Genomic DNA, 19,677 nt, shown 5'->3' with positions numbered 1-19,677 from the left:
ATAATGCGTCAATTGGTTGTGTCACTTAGACAATTCTTACAAGAATCCAACAAAGATGCCTGCGAGGATGACCGAAACTATCGTGACACTTGTAAATCCACCGACGAGCATCGGTGCCATCATTTGCCCAGTCAATGCATCTCTTTCTTTTTCGTCCTCTGTTAAGGAGTTGATGACTTCATTCGTAATAATATAGTCAGCTGGGAATCCGTAAAAGGCGGTCAAGGAAATGGCAAATGCCATATTTTTATTTACTTTTAGCACTTTCCCCATGAAGAACGAGAAGAGGAGCATTCCGATAACGCCTAAAATAATACATACGATGAGTGGATAAATCATTTCAACGATCATAGCAGGTGTTGCTACTTTCAATCCATCGAAAACGAATAACATAAGCGCCATGATAGCCAATCCAAAACCGTTTGCTTTTTGCAACACTTGCGGTTCCAAGAATCCAACGCTGGCAGCGATAATTCCGAACAATAGGCAAATGACGTATGGGCTGATTGAAACGAATGGTGCAAGGAATGTAGACGTGAGGTACGCTAAATAGCCGACGATTGCCAGCCTGAAAAATTTAAAGTAATCGGTATTATATTTTTCTGGTAATTTACTAAACATTTTCAGGTCATTCGGTTCTTCACCAGGAGATGGATGATCGCTCGTTTGGTTGACCGAAAGTTCCCCTTTTCGGTATTTCCCAAGAAGCCTTATCCCTTCTTTTTTCAGAACAAACGACGTAAGGGGGTAACCCGCAAACCCTGCTATAATGTAAATGGCAATTGCGAATACGGACAAACTAATTAGTCCCGCGTCCACAGCACCTTGCGACATGATTAAGGACGATACAATGCCTCCCACGAGAGGTGGAATTGCGATAATAACTGTCTCGAGACCGAACAGAAATGTTCCGATTGCGAAGAGAAGAACGACAACCCCTAGAATTCCTGATAGGGAAATTGTGATTGTTTTCCACTGCTCTTTCAGTTGTTGAAGTGAAAGCAATGTCCCCATATTTGTAATGAGTAAATAAATCAACATGGTAGCAACAGCGGGAGGTACGCCTGCAATCGCAACAATATCAGGCGGGAAAAATGTCCAATATCCAAGTAGGAAGAGGACGGCACTGACGAAAACGGATGGAACCCATGCATTTGTTCGGACGGAAATGGCATCTCCGATATATAAAATAGCAACAACAATAACTAAAGCTAACATTTGAGGCATAGTATTCTTTCCTTTCAGACAATATAGAATTTTAACTAGAATAACATAAAAACGTGTCGAATAATAGTGGATTTTACACATTGCATATAATATATCGCGTTTAATACTAATGAAAGTGCTTACTTGGAGATAATTAGGAATTGGGTTGGATTATAGTTCAATGAATCGGATTACTTGTTTGAAATAATAAAAACCGCCTCCATGCAGAAACGTTAATCTGCATGGAGGCGGTTTTATTCAAAGATAAGAAAGCATACGTTTTCACCTGGAGCAGTGTTCTGGGCTCCAGCGCTTTTCTTAAATCACTATAAAAGGGGCTGTGTCAATTAACTTGTTAGTAACGAATTCTCGATTTTATAGTCTGATTTTACTTCATCTAACCAATTAACGTACTCTGCTTGTACACCTTCTTCTAGTAATAGTCCTTTTATTTCTTCTTTATGATCATCAAATGTTGCAGCTTTTGCTGCTTTCTTATCGGTTACATGAATAATATGATAACCGTGTTCTGTTTTTATAGGGTCGCTAATTGCATCAACTTTCATGGAGAAGGCTGCTTCTTCAAATTCGGCTACCATTTTACCACGTGGGAAAAAGCCTAATTCTCCGCCACTTTCTGCACTCATTGTATCTGTTGAGAATTCTTTTGCAAGTGCTGCGAAATCCTCACCATCTGCAAGTTTCTTCGCAACTTTTTTCGCTGTGGCTTCATCTTCCACTAAAATATGGCTGGCTGCGACTTGTTCTTCCTCGTTAAAGGACTCTTTGTTTTCTTCGAAGTACGCTTTGATGTCCTCGTCAGTTATTTCAATACGTGGCTCAAGTATTTTTCGGATAGATAAATAGTCAATAATATTCTCTTTGAATTCTTTCTCAGTCATTGTATTCTGCTTAAGTGCTGCGTCAAACGCTTCTTGTCCACCTGCATTTTCGATATATATTGCAAGTTCTGCATCTACTTCTTTATCTGAAATAGAGATTTTTTCTTTTTTCAACTCAAGTGCAACGACTTTATCGTCAATCATTGCAGTAAGTGCTTCTTTTCCAGCAGATTGAACGAGAACTTCATATAATTCATCTTTCGTAATTTTTTCATCACCGACAGTTGCAACAGTTTCATCTGCCGCCTTTGAATCTTTTGAGCAGCCTGTTGTGACAGTTAGAATAATTGCGAGTAGACTGACTGCTAACAATGGGAATAACCTTTTTTTACGCATTTTTAAATTCCTCCAATGTTTGATATAACTTCATTCTACAGGAGAAATATGAACAAACTATTACGGGGAATAAAAAAACGAAAAAACAGATTCGTTTTTTCGTTTAGTCTATTTATTCTTGGGTATTACTTTTTTCGGGTACTTGTGATTTCCCCTCATTGTCGTCTTTGTCATGTTCGCGTCGACCTTCAAAATGTTCTCCTTTACCACTACGTGGTCTATCGAAGAAAAAGTCTTTTTCTACCTTAGAAGGGAAGATGTCCAATTCTTCAACTTTGTCGGCGTAATTTGTACGGATTTCATCCATTAGTTCACGTGCGGATTTGTTCGCTGTATCGATGCCGAGTTTTTCAGCAGCATTGAAAATTTCTTTGTCGCGTACTTCTTTCATTAAGTCACGATGATCTTTGTCTTCTGTTTCAATACCCAGTTCTTTTGCTTTTTTTAAAACTTTAGCCTGCCCAACTTCTTTTGCAAGTGCTTTGAAGTCTTTGTCAACAGTGGAGATACCAAGCTCTTTTGCTTCTTTCGTAATTTGTGCTTCGCGAATTTCTTTTGCTAACGTTTCATCGTCCTTGCCAGTTGCATCAATGCCCAACTCTGTAGCTGCTAGTTGAAGTTTCGCATTCCAAATTTCTTTCTGAAGGGCTTTTATTTCTTTACCTTCAGTATCAATGCCTAGTTCTTTCGCGTGTTTTAGCGTCATGGCTTTTTGTACTTCTTCGAAAATTACTTTCGTGTCCTTGCCGTCAGTTTTAATACCAAGTTCTTCTGCCTTCTCAGAAATAAACTTTTTAGCATCTCCTTGATCACCATGTTTATGTTCGAACGAAGGGGAGCTTTTCGTCGTCTCGCTGTCCTCTTTCGCATAGGCAGTTACCGACCCAATTACACCTAGAGTCAATACCGTTGCTAAAACATATTTCATTGCATTATTCTTCATTTATTTTCCTCCTTCATAGATCTGATTAATTTTAGTATGCCCGAAGAGTATGAACGAATTATGACAGGGGTATGAACGAGATATTAAAAAAGCTACTATGCACAATGCATAGCAGCTAAAACAGATTTTTAGTTTTCGTTTTGTACAGGGAACGACAGCGTAAACTTTGTACCTTTTCCTTTTTCGCTTGTTACATCGATTGCGCCGTTATGCATCATGACGAGACTTTTTACAATCGACAAGCCAAGTCCGAATTCGCCGTATGGATTCGTTGTTCTAGATACAATGGCTTTATAAAAACGACTCCAAATTTTCTCGACATCATCAGGATCAATCCCAATTCCTGTATCTTCGATTTCAATGATACAGTTTGTTTTGCTCATATAACCGCGAAGATAGATCCTACCGTTTTCGGTAAACTGGATACTGTTTTTCGTGATATTGATCAATATCTGGGTGAGTCTGTCGTAATCTGCAAACACCACTATATTTGGGTCTACAGCCACAAAAATCTCGTTATTTCGTTCCGCCGCAACGCCATCGAGCTGATCTTTGATGATTTCTACTAGTTCAACGAGCTGGATGTCCTGTTTAAAGAGTGTGACTTGGTTGGAGCGGATTTTTTCGTAATCCAAGTTTTCATTGACCAGACGGATAAGCCGCAATGTTTCATTAGTGGCGAGCTGTAATCCCTTTTCTTTTTCAGATTCAGGAATCATATTATTTTTTAGACCTTCAATCATGCCTCTTATTGTTGTAAGGGGTGTTCGTAATTCATGTGACACATCGGCCATGAATTGGCGGCGTCTGTTTTCGAGATTTTCAATTTCCTCCATTGAGGCATCCAATTTTTCAACCATCTCGTTGAAATCACCCGCAAGTTCACCGATTTCATCAAAATCTGAGGAGGGGATACGTACTGAGTAATCACCTTGTGCGACGGCAGAAGTTGCATCTTGAAGCCGTTTAATACGCCTAACGTGAAAAGTCGACAAAATCCAGCTGAGAAGAAGCGAAATGGTCAGTGCAATGAATGTTGTAATAAGCAAATAAGTATTCATTTGCGAAATAACTTCACGTGAGCCCTTTATGGGTGACGTCAAAAGTATACCGCCGACAAATCGATTGTTTTGGACATAGGGAAGTAGAACAAATGTGACGGCTTCGTTGAATCGTTTGAAATCCTGCTTCACAGTTACAGGTTGACCATTTTTAATATCGTGCCATTCTTTTTCACTCAAACTAATGAGCGGCGTTTTTATGCCTGTCGAGTAAATGATGGCCGAGTTTTCGTCGAATAAACTATATTGAATATCCCGACCATTTAGGACTTGCCCGTAAGACTTTAAGATCTTGTCAGAACTTCGTTGGTCTTGTTGGATGTCTCGTAAAATAGATTGCCCATATGTCTGAAGTTCTTCTGTTTTATTTGCATAGACAAACTGCTCAATATAATGTGAAAATAGTAAGCTTAATAATAAAAAGGCAATGACGATTACGCTGAAGTGACTGACAAGTTGCTGGTATAAGTATTTTACTTTCACTTTGAGTCACCTATGGTTTCGTCGAATCGGTAACCGACACCCCAAACAGTATGGAAAAAAGGTTGTTCATCCGTCGAGACTTTCGTGCGAAGCCGTTTGATATGCACGTCGACAGTTCGGTCATCACCGTAAAAGTCATATCCCCAAACGTTATCCAGCAATTGTTCACGTGAGAAAACTTGTTTCGGATGCTGGACAAAATGGTACAGTAGATCGAATTCTTTTGGAGTCAGGTTTTGTATTCGCACGCCATCGAGCAATACGTCACGTGTGTTAAGGTTAATCTTAAAATGGGCGGTTTCGACGACGCCATCTTGCAGTGGTTTGTCTTTTAGCGTTGAATACCTGCGTGTTACCGCCTTAATGCGAGCCATTAGTGCCAGTGGACTGAAGGGTTTTGTGACATAATCATCTGCACCCATTTCAAGTCCGAGCACTTGGTCTGATTCACCATCTTTTGCGGTTAGCATAATAATGGGCGTAGCAATGTTTGCTAGCCGTAGTTTATGGCAAATCGAAATCCCATCCATGCCAGGCAACATCCAGTCAATAATGATACAATCCCAGCCGCCTTGCTTCGCAATTTCGAAACCTTCCAAACCATTTTTTATGAATGAACCATCGATTTCCTCCTTCAAGAAGAATAGCTCAATCATGGAAGATACACTTTCATTGTCTTCAATTACTAAAATTCTCACTAAAACACACCTCCTGTTGCACTGCCATTCCTTTCAAGGTAAATCGAAAACGAGAAATTAGCAACTGCAAACACCCCTCCCATGGAATGAAGGAGAGGTGTTTGGACGAGTATATTAATTTGCCGTGGATACATTGCTCGTAAGTAAAACGTCAACCGTTTTCAACTCGGAACCGCGATAAATCGTAAATGTTGCTTTGTCACCGACAGCAAGATTCGTGTACAAGAACTTCCGTAGCTCTGTTGAGTTCTTCACTTCAGTACCATTAATCGCTGTTATTATATCTTCTACATCGAGGCCCGCTTTTCCTGCTGCAGATTCAGGATCAATATTTGCAATTACCACGCCAGCTTTAATTTCACTCGGAAGACCTTGCAAATAGGTCCGTGGCACCTGATCAAGATCCGCAAGTCCAATCCCGATATATGGGCGTTCAACTTGTCCATTTGTTGTCATTTCTTCAATTAATGGAATGACTTCGTTACTTGGAATCGCAAAGCCAAGTCCTTCGACACCACTTTCAGAAATTTTTAAGCTGTTAATGCCAATGACTTGTCCTGCTGCATTGAGGAGTGCGCCACCACTGTTCCCGGGGTTAATGGCTGCGTCCGTTTGGATTACATTCATTTCCCATTCGCCCGCAGAAGTCTTCACGTTGATGGATCGATTGACTGCACTCACAATCCCTTGGGTTACTGTACCGGAGAAGTCGAGGCCAAGGGGATTCCCAATGGCGATGACATCGTCTCCTGCACGAAGTTTATCGGAGTCGCCGAATTCTAGGGAAGTGTCTGCATACTTCGCATCGATAGTTAGGACAGCAAGGTCACTTAGTGCATCTTTTCCAACGAGCGTAGCCGTTGTTGTCTCTCCGCTTTCAAGTGAAACCTCAAGCTTTTCTGCGCCTTCGATGACGTGGTTATTCGTCACGATAAATGCTTTGTCACCATCTATTTTATAAATGACACCCGAACCGGAACCGCTCTTGGTACTTTCAGCTTGCTGTGAAAAAGGATTATTCCCTTTTTGGTAATTAACAATCCCGACAATTGCGCCGGAAGACTGTTCTACCATATCGGAAAGTGACGGTATATCTTTAGTGCTTGTTTGCTGTACATTATAGGGAACCGTATCCGTAGTGACAGGTACCACTTCAGCGGAACCGCCTTGTAGTAGATCTGTATTGACTACGACCGCTAACGTTAATACCGAACCAATAACACCTGCTCCTAGTGTTGCTAAAAATCGTTTACCCGATTTGTTTCTATTTTCTGTCTCCATGATAATTCCTCCCGTTTCATCTGATACTCTTTATTCTAGTTGGAAGATATGAACAAACTATTACCAAGAAGTTAACGATTGATGAAGTAGCTGTTTTGAGGGTATAGTTGAATCAATAATATGATTCTAAAGGTGTGAGTGAAGTGCAAAAGTTAATTACTGCGATGGATGTCGCAAAACATGCGGGCGTATCTCAATCGTCTGTGTCTAGAGTTTACTTTGAAGGAGCCACAGTGTCTGCGAAAACAAGGGAAAAGGTGCTAGCTGCCGCGAAAGAATTAGGCTATCGGCCAAATGAGTTGGCGAGGAGTTTAATTACGAATCGAACGAAAATCATTGGTATAGTGATGAAGGGTATTCAAAATCCTTTTTATCCTCAAGTTTTAAAGCAATTTACAACGGCCTTTAAAAGTTTGGGCTATAGCATTATGTTTGTATACACGAATAATGACGAAATACAAAAAGAAGATATCGATACTTTATTTAATTATAATGTTGCAGGTGTCATTATTACAGACGCGTCACTGTCTTTAAATGCTATAGAAGACTTTAAAAGATATAAAATCCCTTTGGTGCTTTTTAACAGAAAAATCGCGAGTAATGATTTTTACTCTGTGTGTTGTAATAATTTAGAGGCAAGTAAGGAAATTGCACAATTTCTTGTTGATAAAGGTAGTTCGGATATCATTTATATTGCAGGGAATCAAAATACATCGACAAGTAAAGAGCGGGAACAAGGTTTCACTGAAGCACTTAAGAAAAATAACATTGCCCTGAAAAGGATTGGATCGGATTATACATATGAGGGCGGATATAAAATTGCCCAGCAAGTGATAAATGAAAATGGAATTCCAGATTCATTTTTTGTGGCGAACGATATCATGGCGTTAGGCGTGTTGGATGCACTTCGTGAAAGTTCGATTGCTATTCCGGAAGCTACGAAAGTAATTGGGTTTGATAATATTGAAATGGCTTCGTGGCCGACGTATAGTCTAACGACTTGGGCACAACCGATTAATGAAATGGTAAATCAAACAGTCAGTTATTTAATGTCGGAAATAGAGGAGTACACAGGTTTCGCTGACAATATAGAGGTAAATGGGATTTTAATCGAGCGTAAAACGACATAAAAAAAGGTTGACTTCCTAGAGTATTTGAAATACTCTTTACCTATAAAGTGCTTTGCATACGTATGCAAGAAAGAAAGAGGAGGAAATAAAATGGTTAAAGTATTGAAAGCTGGTAAATCACAAGAAGAATTGACTAAAAACAATCTTGAAGTATCGAAAATTGTAGCGAATGCTATTCAAGAAATTGAGAATAGAGGAGACGAAGCGGTTCGTGAGTTCTCCGAGAAATTTGATAAATGGTCGCCTGAGGCATTCAGATTAACCGAAGAACAAATTAAAGAAATCGTAGCGCAAGTACCTGCGGAAGTAATCGAAGATATTAAATTTGCTCAAAAGAACATTCGTGAATTTGCAGAAGCGCAATTAGCGTCAATGAACGATGTAGAAGTAGAAAACATTCCAGGCGTTATTTTAGGGCATAAAAATATCCCTGTAAGCAGCGTCGGCTGTTATATTCCTGGTGGACGTTACCCTATGGTTGCTTCTGCTCATATGAGCGTGTTGACGGCAAAAGTTGCTGGTGTCAAGCGTGTAATCGCTTGCACGCCGCCAATTAACGGTGAAATCCCGAATGCAACAATCACGGCAATGTATTTGGCGGGTGCGGACGAAATCTATTTATTAGGTGGAATCCAAGCGATGGCTGCTATGGCGATTGGAACTGAAACGATCCAATCTGTCGATATGATTGTCGGGCCTGGAAACGCTTTCGTGGCAGAAGCAAAAAGACAATTATTTGGTCGCGTAGGAATTGACTTGTTTGCTGGACCTACTGAAACATTAGTTGTTGCGGATGAAACAGCAGATGCTGAAATGATTGCTACGGATATTCTTGGTCAAGGTGAACACGGTCCAACATCTCCGGGTGCCTTAATCACGACTTCGGAAAAACTTGCTTATGAAACTGTAGAAGAAATCGAAAGACAACTTAAAGTGTTACCAACGGCTGACGTTGCACGTGTTTCATGGGATGATTACGGCCAAATCCTGTTAGTGGATAGCATTGAAGAAGCGCTTGTAGAAGCCGACCGACTAGCGTTTGAACACGTTGAAATTCTAACAGCAGATCCGAATTATTTCTTAGAAAACATGACAAATTACGGTTGTCTATTCCTAGGGCCTGAAACGAACGTTGCATACGGCGATAAAGTGATTGGAACGAATCATACATTACCAACAAAAGGTGCAGCTCGTTATACAGGCGGTCTATGGGTAGGTAAGTTTATCAAAACGGTAACGTACCAAAAAGTGACACCTGAAGCGAGTGCTTATATCGGCGAATATGCAGCGCGTCTCTGTCAATTGGAGAACTTTGCAGGTCATGCTGAACAAGCGTTATTACGAGTAAGAAGGTACGGAAAGAAAGCATAATTTCTTTTCTGCAGAGGGGGCAGGCGATTCGATGTTAGGGATGATAGGGTTATTTGGGGGACTAGCATTATTGATTTATTTGACAATGAAGGGCATGAACTTACTAATTGCTGCTCCGCTGTCAGCGCTCGTTGTTGCACTATTAAGTGGCCTTCCATTATTTCCGGGAGTACCGGATGAAGGGATAGCTAACTTTGTAACAAATTATATGGGCGGTTTTTCAAGTTTCATCGGCTCATGGTATTTAATGTTCTTGACTGGAGCAATTTTCGGTAAAGTTATGGAAGATAGCGGTGCGGCAGAAAGTGTTTCGAAATGGATTGTAGGCAAGCTTGGTATGAAACGGGCAGCTCTTGCTGTTGTAATCGCTTGTGCAATCCTGACGTATGGGGGAGTTAGTTTATTCGTCGTTGCATTTTCTGTTTATCCAATGGCCATCAGTTTGTTTAAAGAAGCAAACTTACCAAGAAGATTCATTCCAGCGACATTAGCATTTGGATCTACAACGTTTACCATGACTTCTGCGGGTTCACCAGAAATTCAAAACTGGATTCCAATTAAGTTCCTGGGAACAACTGCGTATGCTGGATGGCAAGTAAGTATAATTGTAGCTGCATTTATGGCGATATTTGGCTATTGGTGGCTGAAAAAAATGATTTCAAAAGCGTTGGCAAAAGGCGAACATTTTGTTGATAGAGAAACGGATCATCATGAGGTGAGGGAGCATTTACCGAGTCCATTGTTAAGTGTAATTCCCTTAGTTGTTGTGTTAATCATCTCATTTATATTCCATAACTCATTGGGGACATCTGCGTTAATCGTTGCTCTTACAAGTGGTGTAATCGCAACGTATTTAATCAACAGAAAGTATTTCTCAAACTTTGGGAAAGCGGTTTCAGAAGGAACAATGGGTGCAGTTATTGCAATTGCCAATACAGCCGCGGTTGTAGGGTTTGGCGGAGTCATAAAAGCAACGCCCGCGTTTGGTGATGCTGTTAGTTTTATGACGGCTATACCAGGCAGTCCTCTCATAGGAGGAGGACTTGCAGTAGCGGTTATTGCAGGTTTAACTGGATCATCATCAGGTGGACAGGCGATTGCTTTACCACTGCTTGCACCTCATTACTTAGATTTGGGTGTCGATCCGGATGCGTTACACCGTGTGGTCGCAATTTCTTCAGGCTCTTTGGATTCATTGCCACAGGGCGGTTATGTTGTAACGACAATTCGTTCAATTGCTGGCGAAACGCATAAAGACGCATATCCTGCGTTTGGCGCATTAACGGTCATAGTACCAATACTCGGCGTCGTGTTAGCTGTCGTATTATTCTCATTAGGCATGTAAGTAATAGATACCCAACAAGCTAATTGTTATAGTTTGTTGGGTATTTTATCATATCGAAAAATGGAGGTAGACCGTTATGGAAAAACTAGCAATCATTGGTTGCGGCACGATGGGACATTCAATTGCGCTATCAGCAGCGTGGGCAGGGATTGAAGTCAAAATCTCTGGTATGAATGAACAAGACTTAGCAACAGCAGACAAAGGGCTTCGCAATAAATTAACAGTAATGGTACACAATGATTTATTTAATGAAGCAATGGCTGAGGAAATTCGTATGCGCATTGAATTTTCAACTTCATTAGAAGAGGTTGTACAAGAGGCAACATTTATAATTGAAGTCATTCCAGAGAATAGTCAAATGAAGCGGGAATTGTATAAAGAGATTGAAGCAATATGTAGTAAAGATACTGTTCTTGCGAGTAATACGTCTGGATTTACGCCAACTTCTTTAGCGGAAGAAATGGAGTACCCGAATCGTTTTATCGTTACACATTTTTGGAATCCGGGACATTTAATCCCCCTTGTCGAAGTGGTTAAAGGGGAGAAAACTGATCAGGTAACGATTGAGCGTGCTATGAATTTATTGAACGAAATGAATAAAAAGCCGATTTTAATAAACAAAGAAGTCCCGGGATTCATCGGGAACCGGCTGCAGTATGCTTTATTCCGCGAGGCACAATCGCTGCTCGATGAAGGTGTTGCGACGAAAGAAGATATCGATGCAGCTGTAATGTATAGCATTGGGAGACGCTTGCCGATAACGGGACCGTTAATGACTGCGGACATGGGAGGCCTTGACGTTTTCTCGGCGATTTCAAATTACTTGTTTGAAGATCTCAGCACTGAAGATAAATCGGGGGCTTACTTATCAAATCTAGTCAATCAAAAGAAATTCGGTGATAAGAGTGGTGAAGGATTCTATATGTGGGATCAAGAAACTTCTGAAACAATCAATGCAGAGCGGGAGAAAACGCTAATTCACTTCCTGAAAAACGATTTAAAAGAGTAGGAGATGCTAATATGAAACCATACTTTTCGGATTTAGAAAACAAAACGGTTATTGTAACGGGCGGGAGTAAGGGGATTGGAAAAGAAATTGCCCGGACATTCGCTGAGCTAAAAGCGAATGTCGTTATCGTAGGCCGAGATGAAAATGCGTTACATAACACGCTAGTGGAATTACACCAATACAATACGAAATGTAAATCGATTCAAGCGGACTTAAAGGATATCAAGCAGGTTCGGGCGATGGTGGATGAGGTAGCGACCCAATTTGGAACGGTAGATGTATTGGTGAACAATGCGGGGGTTAATATCGCTAAACCGGCGATAGAAGTGACGGAAGATGATTGGGATCAAGTGCTCGATACAAATTTAAAATCTACGTTCTTTTGCAGTCAGGAAGCCGCTACTTACATGATTCCACAACGCAGTGGGAGGATCATCAATATCGTATCGCAAATGGCTTTTGTTGGTTATTATAATAGGGCGGCGTATTGTGCAAGTAAAGGTGGAGCGGTTCAACTGACAAAAGCGTTGGCAGTCGAATGGGCGCAAAGCGGAATTAATGTAAATGCTGTTGCTCCGACATTTATTGAAACAGAATTGACGACTAAAATGTTTGAAGATGAAGCATTTAAAAATGATGTAGAAAGTCGAATTCTCTTAGGCAAACTGGCACAACCGGGAGATATTTCGGGAGCGGTTCTTTACTTGGCATCGAACCTATCAAATTTTGTTACAGGTGAAACGATTAAAGTAGATGGTGGATGGACAGCAATCTAAAAGGTAAAGGTGGCAAAGAATATGATGCAAGATCAAGTGTTATTTATAACTGGAGCAGCAAGGGGAATCGGATTCGATATTGCAAAGGCGTTTTCTGATGCTGGTGCTAAAGTTGTTATCTCTGATTTAACGCAACAAGCCGTCGATGAAGCACTTTCCAAAATGGGGAAAAATGTCGAAGGAATTGTCTGTGATGTTACAAAAGAAGAGGACATCAAAAAGGCAATTGAATTTACGGTTGAGAAGTTTGGGCGGATTGATATTCTTGTCAACAATGCGGGGATGCAACATGTATCATTTATCGAAGACTTCCCTACTGAAAAGTTTGAACTGCTTGTAAAAATTATGTTGACGGCACCATTTATAGCCATCAAACATGCACTGCCTCATATGAAGAAACAACAGTTTGGAAGAATTATTAACATGGCTTCTATTAATGGCGTTATTGGATTTGCTGGAAAAGCCGCTTACAACTCTGCAAAACATGGGGTAATTGGTTTAACGAAAGTAGCTGCTCTCGAATCGGCTGCAGATGGAATTACTGTCAATGCGATTTGTCCAGGGTATGTCGATACGCCATTAGTGAGGAACCAGTTTGCTGACCTTGCAAAAACAAGAAATATTGAAGTTGAACAAGTTTTAGAAGAAGTACTATACCCATTAGTTCCTCAAAAAAGACTGCTCGATGTGAAGGAGATAACGGATTTAGCTTTGTATATTGCAAGTGACTCCGCAAAGGGTATGACTGGACAAGCGATTATTTTGGACGGCGGCTACACTGCTCAGTAAAACCATTGTTATATAAAGGGCCTACTCGTAAGTCGATTTATAGACTTACGAGTAGGCCCTTTAATTTACCACGCACGGATAATAAAGTAACTCCCGATGAACATGTCAATCTATGTCGAACGATTATAAAGTCTAGTAGTTGAAATAATCAACATAGTCTGACAGAATAAGAGGACAAGCTTCTTTTTTATTTCAAGTCTGTTGTAAGCGCATACATTAATTGCTTCTGGTAGAGGCGCATACGGAGGAAGTTTGCGACATATAGTGGCATTGTGTGAAAAATTCAACTCACAGGGAGGAATGGAAAAATGGTACAAGCGGTAGAAAATCAGATTTATGCTTTTCCGAATACGGAAGGTGCGAAAGTAAACTTTAAAGAACGCTACGATAACTTTATCGGTGGAAAATGGACAGCTCCGGTTAAAGGGGAATACTTTGATAACGTGACGCCGGTAACGGGGAAAGTATTTACAGAAGTTGCACGCTCGACTGCAGAGGATGTTGAACTTGCGTTGGATGCGGCACATGCTGCAAAAGATGCTTGGGGCAAAACGTCTGTTACGGTACGTGCGAATACGTTACTGAAAATTGCTGATCGCATTGAACAAAACTTAGAAATGCTAGCTGTTGCTGAAACGTGGGATAACGGCAAAGCGGTTCGTGAAACATTGAATGCAGATCTGCCGCTTGCTATCGACCATTTCCGCTATTTTGCTAGTGCAATCCGTGCGCAAGAAGGTGGAGTTAGTCAGATTGACGACGATACTGTAGCGTACCATTTCCATGAGCCAATCGGTGTCGTTGGACAGATTATTCCATGGAACTTCCCTATTCTGATGGCGGTATGGAAACTAGCACCAGCACTTGCTGCAGGAAACTGTGTCGTGCTGAAGCCTGCTGAACAGACCCCGGCATCAATTCTTGTACTTGTAGAATTGATAGAAGATCTATTACCTCCGGGTGTTTTGAATGTCGTGAACGGTTTTGGTCTTGAAGCAGGTAAACCGCTTGCATCGAGCTCACGTATCGGGAAAATTGCATTCACAGGTGAAACGACAACGGGGCGTCTGATTATGCAATACGCTTCACAAAACGCAATCCCTGTCACGCTCGAATTAGGTGGTAAATCACCGAATATCTTCTTCGAAGACATTATGGACGAAGACGATTCGTTCTTGGACAAAGCAGTAGAAGGCTTCGTCATGTTTGCACTGAACCAGGGTGAAGTATGTACATGCCCATCACGTGCATTGATTCAAGAATCCATTTACGATAAATTCATGGACCGCGCAATTGAGCGCGTAAAAGCGATTAAAACTGGAAATCCGCTTGACCCAACTGTCATGATGGGTGCGCAAGCGTCAACTGAACAGTTGGAGAAAATTCTTTCCTATCTAGATATCGGCAAACAGGAAGGTGCGGAATGCCTGATTGGCGGAGAGCAAAATCAGCTTGAAGGCGATTTGAAAGACGGCTACTACGTCAAGCCAACTGTCTTTAAAGGAAATAATAAAATGCGGATTTTCCAGGAAGAAATCTTTGGTCCTGTTGTTTCGGTTACAACGTTCAAAACAAAAGAAGAAGCGCTTGAAATTGCGAACGATACGCTATACGGCTTAGGTTCGGGTGTCTGGACGCGCGACATGAATACGGCATATCGTTTCGGTCGCGGCATCCAAGCGGGGCGGGTCTGGACGAACTGTTATCACATGTACCCAGCGCATGCTGCGTTCGGTGGTTACAAAGCGTCCGGTGTTGGACGTGAAAACCACTTAATGATGTTGAGCCACTATCAACAAACGAAAAACATGCTTGTTAGCTACAGCGAAAACAAACAAGGTTTCTTTTAATTTCATTCAGCGGGGGTTCAAACCCCGCTGAATTGTGGATCTCAGACTAAGAACGCCGCGTCCTGCGGCAACGTCTGAATGACCAACATCCTGTTGGCCCAAAGCCTCCGGCGGATGTCACAGATTTTGAAGGGAGTTAAGGAAGGCAGTCTAAGTTCGCGACTTCCTGTCGCAACGACTGCATGACCTACATCCTGTAGGCCTCAAGCTCAATTCAGAATCCGGACGCAATCACGCCGAGGCGTGATTGATTCGAAAAGGAGGGAGGTAGTGCGGATGACGGAACGCGTACTCGCAACTGACGCTGCACTGGAACTCATTGCGTTTTTGGAAGAGAAACACGGTCCACTCATGTTTCACCAGTCGGGCGGCTGCTGTGATGGCTCATCGCCAATGTGTTATCCGAATGGGGAACTGATTATAGGTGATCAGGATGTCCTACTTGGTACTATTGGTGAAACACCGTTTTATATGCACAAAAACCAATTCGAGTATTGGAGGCATACACAGCTAATCATTGACGTCGTCAACGGTCGCGGCGGCATGTTTTCACTCGAAGGTGTCGAAGGCAAACGCTTTTTGACCAGGTCACGTGCGTTTACGGCTGAGGAAAACAAAGAGCTACAAGTGTAAGTGAATAACAAAAGGGGCCTCGATGAAAAATCGGCAGGCCCTTTTGTCGTTGGTTAAATAAAGCGTTTCCGCTGTTCTGGCGATGGCAACATACACGCATCTTCTTTCTTGCCAAACCATTTATAGCGATTTTTAGCGACGTAGTTATATACGCCGTCACGGATTTTACGTGGTACGAGTATAAATAGGAAGAATAGATGCCATAATCCGTCCAGTTTTTTTGCGATACGGAGCGCTGCTGAAGACTTGGTGAACGCTTTACCGTTTTCAATCAAAACCAAGCTGTCAACGTCTTCCGGGATAGCATATTTTTTCGTGAGTTCCAGTCCTTTTTCGCTTTGTAATGAAGTAAATAGAAAATGATTGGCGGGATCTCGCTTTATAATGAACTGCACACTTGCATCACAAAAATTACAAACACCGTCAAATAAAATAATTCTTTTCATAAAATAACCTCCCGGCGTACTTATCTTCTATAGTATAGCCTGTTAGTGAATCGATAAAACGTGAAAGGTGTTACTATTTACATGTGACAGAATATTTAGTATAATAGTAGTGAAAAGAAATGGAACATGCTATAAACGTTTGGATGTTTTCCACCGCATTTAGCCCCGGCAAAATGATGAGAGGATGATAGACTATGGAACGTTTACCTATTGAGTCGTCAGAAATGGAGCTTAGGACTAATAAGGATTTCATCGACAAATTAAAAATGATTGGCGAAGGTGGCCCTATTTATGAGCAATATGAAATGCTTGAGAAAAGAAGAGAAAAGTCCGATTCCTTCGAGGTTGAAAAAAAACTTCCGCGTGATTACCAATAACTAAACCTCACAGCGATGTGAGGTTTTTCTGTTTTTTTAACGTTCTATATAGGTTGAAATAAAGAGCTTCGATGAGGCGGAACGAAAAGGGCAAGTGCGAAGAATAATGACTATGAATGGTATTCTGGCGAGTTATTCAGTCGGATTGCTGACATTTGTGTTATGGATGAATTTTAATATTGATTATGATAGATCTCTCGTCCATAAAGTAATACTGGCTTTTCTGATTGCCAGTTCTATCAGCCCACTCTTTCTAGTGACTCGAGTGTTTCTATACTACAGAAGAATGCGTAATGCAGGAGTTCAAGACTAAGCGCTATAATCTATATTGAATATACGAATACATGTGGAAACTGGTTGAAGGCACCTTAAAAGGGGCAGCCAACCGAACAATGAAGAGTTCGGTTTGTATAATTTTTGCGTACTTTGCATAAATTATACAGTTTATACCAAGAAGAAATTCTATTATTTCCTGTGTCCGCAATGGGAGGCATCCCCGAGCGCCACAGCGGATTTGAATGGAATCTTTATTTCAATATCTGTAGTTAGTAGATTATCCAATATTCATTAAAGTTCATAGTGTCTATCGCCCGTTTGTCTTCCTTCTTTTCACATCTACTAGAAGGAGGAGGTGATAGTATGATGCAACAAGGTAATTGGCAGCAGCCAAATTGTCATCAAGGGAATATGATGGGTGGCAATCAAGTACGCCCGGTAGTATGTCCGACGCAGTATCGTTGTCACGATCAATTTGTACCGCGTGAAGTTCCTTATATCCATCCGATCGTCAATGTGAATCGGGTGCATAACGTTGAAATTCCACGTCACTATTTCACAGAAACAACACAGAATGTGATGGGGCAAACACTCCCTGCTCGACCAGGTTTCGGTCCAGGAATGGGTGGAATGGGTCCAGGTATGGGACCAGGAATGGGCGGATTCGGTCCGCAAGTTGGCGGTATCGGTAATCGTCCTGGCTGTGGACATCGTCCCGGTTGTGGCTGTGGAAATCGCCGCGGCTGGTGATAGGTCAGATTTATGGTAGAATAAAGCTACCATAATGATATACAGTAGGTGAGTTTGTTGAGAGCTTTTAAATTTGTCATTCCAGTCATGCTGCTCGTTGGAGGGTTTGGCTGGATGAAATTGACGAAAGAATTCCAAGAAGTGCCCGGATTAACGCGCTTGGCTATTATAATTGGTGCGATGATTTTGAGCGGGATCATTTCTTACTTTTTATTTCCAAAAGACGAAGGCGAAAAATCCTAAAGAGAGACCGATAGCGAATTTGCTATCGGTCTTTTGTTTATTTGCTAATACGTCATTTGGGTTAACTTGAGTTAAATATTTGTTGACTCATAATGTGTTATCTATTATTCTGTTAAAGATAACATAAACTTTAGGGGTGTATCAGATCATGACAACAGCTACAGTAAAAACAAAAAGTAAAAGCGCAATGAGTCCGTTAACACTTGTCTACAGTGGAATGTTCGCAGCACTGATGATGATTGGCGCAAATATTACCGCATTTGTACCATTTCTAGTTGTGGGTGGTGTGCCGATTACATTGCAGACATTCTTTGCGATTCTTGCGGGACTTATTCTTGGTAGTCGCAGGGGTGCACTGGCAATGGCAGTCTATATGTTCATCGGGCTTGCGGGGGCGCCTGTATTTGCGAGATTCAGTGGTGGTTTTGGATCAATTATCAGTCCGACATTCGGATTTATCATATCTTACATTTTAGTAGCATTCATCGTGGGGAAAATCGTCGAAAAGAACGGGAAATTACATGGTTATATTATTGCAGCAATCGTTGGAGTGGTTCTAAATTATGTAATCGGAACGAACTGGATGTATTATGCCTATAAGTTCTGGGCTGCGGCACCGGATGCCTTTACATACAAAGTAGCGTGGCTATGGATGGTACCGCCGTTGCCGAAAGATATTATCCTTGCCGTCCTTGCCGGAATCTTTGGACACCGTATGTATAAGGTATTGAAAGTGAGGCGTTAATATGACGAAGTATACTGAGTTAGCTGAACGTGTTCTAGTGGGACATGTCCTGACGGATGAGGAGGCCCTATCGATATTGAGGAGTCCAGAAGAGGACTTGCTGCCACTTTTGCACGCGGCTTATATAATCCGGAAACATTATTATGGGAATAAAGTGAAGCTTAATATGATAATGAATACGAAATCTGGCTTATGCCCGGAAAACTGCGGATATTGTGCACAGTCGATTATTTCAAAAGCGCCAATCGAAAAGTATGCCATGATGAAAAAAGAAGAAATTGTAGCAGGGGCAGCTAGAGCAGCCGAATTGAATGCAGGAACCTACTGTATTGTGGCTAGCGGGAGAGGTCCTGCGAACCGTGAACTCGAAATTGTTATCAATTCCGTGAAGGAAATCAAGTCGAAGTATGAGCATATGACCATTTGTGCATGTCTTGGACTGTTAAAACCGGACCAAGCGTCCCGATTGAAAGATGCTGGCGTCGACCGTTACAATCACAACATCAATACGTCGGAAGCCCACCATGAAAGTATCACAACGTCTCATACATATGAGGACCGCGTAAACACGGTCGAACTTGTGAAGCAGTCGGGTATTTCACCGTGTTCTGGCGTTATCATTGGTATGCGTGAAACGAAACAAGACGTCGTTTCAATGGCACGCAGTTTGTATGTAATGGATGCAGATTCGATTCCGGTGAACTTTTTACATGCCGTGGATGGGACACCCCTTGGCGGGACAGATGAGTTAACACCGCTCTATTGCTTGAGAGTACTATGCTTGTTCAGATTCATTAATCCTACAAAGGAAATCAGGATTTCCGGCGGGCGTGAAGTGAACTTACGCAGTCTTCAGCCGTTAGGGCTATACCCGGCAAACTCGATTTTTATTGGGGATTATTTGACGACAACCGGCCAGAAAAGTGAAAGAGACTATCAAACGCTGAAGGATATGGGATTCGAAATAGACGTAGAACCTTTAGCAAAACAGCCTGTTCCAGTGTGATTGAAAAATGGACATCCCATT

Annotated in this window: 20 protein-coding genes; 13 read left to right on the top strand and 7 right to left on the bottom strand. The window is 41.6% G+C overall.

Features of this window, described 5'->3' with window-relative positions; genetic code table 11:
- Positions 1-36 precede the first annotated feature (36 nt).
- From MKZ26_RS13665 to MKZ26_RS13640, 6 genes are all read right to left on the bottom strand, one after another.
- A complete protein-coding gene (locus MKZ26_RS13665; RefSeq protein ID WP_340766506.1) occupies positions 37-1,227 on the bottom strand; it encodes a hypothetical protein in 1,191 nt (396 codons plus the stop codon).
- Positions 1,228-1,553: 326 nt separating this feature from the next.
- Entirely contained in the window at positions 1,554-2,444 is an 891-nt protein-coding gene (locus MKZ26_RS13660) for a peptidylprolyl isomerase (RefSeq protein ID WP_340766505.1), read from the bottom strand.
- 112 nt (positions 2,445-2,556) lie between these two features.
- The gene (locus MKZ26_RS13655) at positions 2,557-3,387 is read right to left on the bottom strand and encodes a hypothetical protein (RefSeq protein WP_340766504.1); all 831 of its coding nucleotides are present in this window, start codon (positions 3,385-3,387) and stop codon (positions 2,557-2,559) included.
- Between the two features lie 128 nt (positions 3,388-3,515).
- Positions 3,516-4,931, bottom strand: a complete 1,416-nt coding sequence (locus tag MKZ26_RS13650) for a sensor histidine kinase (protein ID WP_340766503.1) — start codon at positions 4,929-4,931, stop codon at positions 3,516-3,518.
- A complete protein-coding gene (locus MKZ26_RS13645) occupies positions 4,928-5,629 on the bottom strand; it encodes a response regulator transcription factor (protein WP_187046440.1) in 702 nt (233 codons plus the stop codon). Before MKZ26_RS13645 ends, MKZ26_RS13650 begins: the two co-directional genes overlap by 4 nt.
- A 114-nt stretch (positions 5,630-5,743) precedes the next feature.
- A complete protein-coding gene (locus tag MKZ26_RS13640; protein WP_340766502.1) occupies positions 5,744-6,910 on the bottom strand; it encodes a S1C family serine protease in 1,167 nt (388 codons plus the stop codon).
- 143 nt (positions 6,911-7,053) lie between these two features.
- Between MKZ26_RS13640 and MKZ26_RS13635 the strand changes: the two genes are divergently transcribed.
- The 8 genes from MKZ26_RS13635 to MKZ26_RS13600 all read left to right on the top strand — a co-directional run bounded on the left by MKZ26_RS13635 (position 7,054) and on the right by MKZ26_RS13600 (position 15,813).
- Positions 7,054-8,040 carry a LacI family DNA-binding transcriptional regulator gene (locus tag MKZ26_RS13635; protein ID WP_340766501.1) on the top strand — a complete coding sequence of 329 codons (987 nt, stop codon included), beginning with the start codon at positions 7,054-7,056 and terminating at the stop codon, positions 8,038-8,040.
- A gap of 90 nt (positions 8,041-8,130) precedes the next feature.
- Entirely contained in the window at positions 8,131-9,411 is a 1,281-nt protein-coding gene (gene hisD, locus MKZ26_RS13630; RefSeq protein WP_340766500.1) for a histidinol dehydrogenase, read from the top strand.
- A 31-nt stretch (positions 9,412-9,442) separates the two neighbouring features.
- Entirely contained in the window at positions 9,443-10,756 is a 1,314-nt protein-coding gene (locus MKZ26_RS13625; protein ID WP_340766499.1) for a GntP family permease, read from the top strand.
- A gap of 76 nt (positions 10,757-10,832) precedes the next feature.
- Positions 10,833-11,765, top strand: coding sequence for a 3-hydroxyacyl-CoA dehydrogenase family protein (locus tag MKZ26_RS13620; RefSeq protein WP_340766498.1), 933 nt, complete (start codon positions 10,833-10,835; stop codon positions 11,763-11,765).
- An 11-nt stretch (positions 11,766-11,776) separates the two neighbouring features.
- Positions 11,777-12,541 (top strand): SDR family NAD(P)-dependent oxidoreductase, encoded by a 765-nt coding sequence (locus tag MKZ26_RS13615; RefSeq protein ID WP_187046445.1) that lies wholly within the window; start codon positions 11,777-11,779, stop codon positions 12,539-12,541.
- Between the two features lie 21 nt (positions 12,542-12,562).
- Entirely contained in the window at positions 12,563-13,330 is a 768-nt protein-coding gene (locus MKZ26_RS13610; RefSeq protein ID WP_340766497.1) for a 3-hydroxybutyrate dehydrogenase, read from the top strand.
- A gap of 308 nt (positions 13,331-13,638) precedes the next feature.
- Positions 13,639-15,180, top strand: coding sequence for an aldehyde dehydrogenase (adh, locus tag MKZ26_RS13605; protein ID WP_067204639.1), 1,542 nt, complete (start codon positions 13,639-13,641; stop codon positions 15,178-15,180).
- Between the two features lie 276 nt (positions 15,181-15,456).
- A complete protein-coding gene (locus tag MKZ26_RS13600) occupies positions 15,457-15,813 on the top strand; it encodes a DUF779 domain-containing protein (protein ID WP_067204642.1) in 357 nt (118 codons plus the stop codon).
- Between the two features lie 53 nt (positions 15,814-15,866).
- Here the strand turns inward: MKZ26_RS13600 and MKZ26_RS13595 are convergent, their stop codons facing one another.
- Positions 15,867-16,259, bottom strand: coding sequence for a thiol-disulfide oxidoreductase DCC family protein (locus MKZ26_RS13595; RefSeq protein ID WP_187046448.1), 393 nt, complete (start codon positions 16,257-16,259; stop codon positions 15,867-15,869).
- A gap of 194 nt (positions 16,260-16,453) precedes the next feature.
- Between MKZ26_RS13595 and MKZ26_RS13590 the strand changes: the two genes are divergently transcribed.
- From MKZ26_RS13590 to bioB, 5 genes are all read left to right on the top strand, one after another.
- Positions 16,454-16,636, top strand: coding sequence for a hypothetical protein (locus MKZ26_RS13590; RefSeq protein ID WP_340766496.1), 183 nt, complete (start codon positions 16,454-16,456; stop codon positions 16,634-16,636).
- Positions 16,637-17,275: 639 nt separating this feature from the next.
- The gene (locus MKZ26_RS13585) at positions 17,276-17,662 is read left to right on the top strand and encodes a hypothetical protein (RefSeq protein ID WP_067204654.1); all 387 of its coding nucleotides are present in this window, start codon (positions 17,276-17,278) and stop codon (positions 17,660-17,662) included.
- Positions 17,663-17,719: 57 nt separating this feature from the next.
- Positions 17,720-17,905 carry a histidine kinase gene (locus tag MKZ26_RS13580; RefSeq protein WP_156475936.1) on the top strand — a complete coding sequence of 62 codons (186 nt, stop codon included), beginning with the start codon at positions 17,720-17,722 and terminating at the stop codon, positions 17,903-17,905.
- A 148-nt stretch (positions 17,906-18,053) separates the two neighbouring features.
- Positions 18,054-18,650: a biotin transporter BioY gene (locus tag MKZ26_RS13575; protein WP_340766495.1), complete on the top strand. Its 597-nt coding sequence runs from the start codon at positions 18,054-18,056 to the stop codon at positions 18,648-18,650.
- A gap of 1 nt (position 18,651) precedes the next feature.
- Positions 18,652-19,656 carry a biotin synthase BioB gene (bioB, locus tag MKZ26_RS13570; protein ID WP_340766494.1) on the top strand — a complete coding sequence of 335 codons (1,005 nt, stop codon included), beginning with the start codon at positions 18,652-18,654 and terminating at the stop codon, positions 19,654-19,656.
- Positions 19,657-19,677: the final 21 nt, after the last annotated feature.

Source organism: Sporosarcina sp. FSL K6-6792 (assembly GCF_038004885.1).
GTDB classification, from domain to species: domain Bacteria; phylum Bacillota; class Bacilli; order Bacillales_A; family Planococcaceae; genus Sporosarcina; species Sporosarcina psychrophila.
The sequence above is the reverse complement of the archived record's forward strand: the minus strand, read 5'-3'. Positions and strand labels throughout refer to the sequence as shown.

What these genes read in the sequence shown, in the direction of transcription:
- MKZ26_RS13600 (WP_067204642.1), top strand. Translation starts at nt 15,457, where the DNA reads ATGACGGAACGCGTACTCGCAACTGACGCTGCACTGGAACTCATTGCG.
- MKZ26_RS13595 (WP_187046448.1), bottom strand. Translation starts at nt 16,259, where the DNA reads ATGAAAAGAATTATTTTATTTGACGGTGTTTGTAATTTTTGTGATGCA.
- MKZ26_RS13575 (WP_340766495.1), top strand. Translation starts at nt 18,054, where the DNA reads ATGACAACAGCTACAGTAAAAACAAAAAGTAAAAGCGCAATGAGTCCG.
- MKZ26_RS13590 (WP_340766496.1), top strand. Translation starts at nt 16,454, where the DNA reads ATGGAACGTTTACCTATTGAGTCGTCAGAAATGGAGCTTAGGACTAAT.
- MKZ26_RS13610 (WP_340766497.1), top strand. Translation starts at nt 12,563, where the DNA reads ATGATGCAAGATCAAGTGTTATTTATAACTGGAGCAGCAAGGGGAATC.
- MKZ26_RS13585 (WP_067204654.1), top strand. Translation starts at nt 17,276, where the DNA reads ATGATGCAACAAGGTAATTGGCAGCAGCCAAATTGTCATCAAGGGAAT.
- MKZ26_RS13660 (WP_340766505.1), bottom strand. Translation starts at nt 2,444, where the DNA reads ATGCGTAAAAAAAGGTTATTCCCATTGTTAGCAGTCAGTCTACTCGCA.
- bioB (WP_340766494.1), top strand. Translation starts at nt 18,652, where the DNA reads ATGACGAAGTATACTGAGTTAGCTGAACGTGTTCTAGTGGGACATGTC.
- hisD (WP_340766500.1), top strand. Translation starts at nt 8,131, where the DNA reads ATGGTTAAAGTATTGAAAGCTGGTAAATCACAAGAAGAATTGACTAAA.
- MKZ26_RS13655 (WP_340766504.1), bottom strand. Translation starts at nt 3,387, where the DNA reads ATGAAGAATAATGCAATGAAATATGTTTTAGCAACGGTATTGACTCTA.
- MKZ26_RS13615 (WP_187046445.1), top strand. Translation starts at nt 11,777, where the DNA reads ATGAAACCATACTTTTCGGATTTAGAAAACAAAACGGTTATTGTAACG.
- MKZ26_RS13625 (WP_340766499.1), top strand. Translation starts at nt 9,443, where the DNA reads ATGTTAGGGATGATAGGGTTATTTGGGGGACTAGCATTATTGATTTAT.
- MKZ26_RS13640 (WP_340766502.1), bottom strand. Translation starts at nt 6,910, where the DNA reads ATGGAGACAGAAAATAGAAACAAATCGGGTAAACGATTTTTAGCAACA.
- MKZ26_RS13665 (WP_340766506.1), bottom strand. Translation starts at nt 1,227, where the DNA reads ATGCCTCAAATGTTAGCTTTAGTTATTGTTGTTGCTATTTTATATATC.
- MKZ26_RS13620 (WP_340766498.1), top strand. Translation starts at nt 10,833, where the DNA reads ATGGAAAAACTAGCAATCATTGGTTGCGGCACGATGGGACATTCAATT.
- adh (WP_067204639.1), top strand. Translation starts at nt 13,639, where the DNA reads ATGGTACAAGCGGTAGAAAATCAGATTTATGCTTTTCCGAATACGGAA.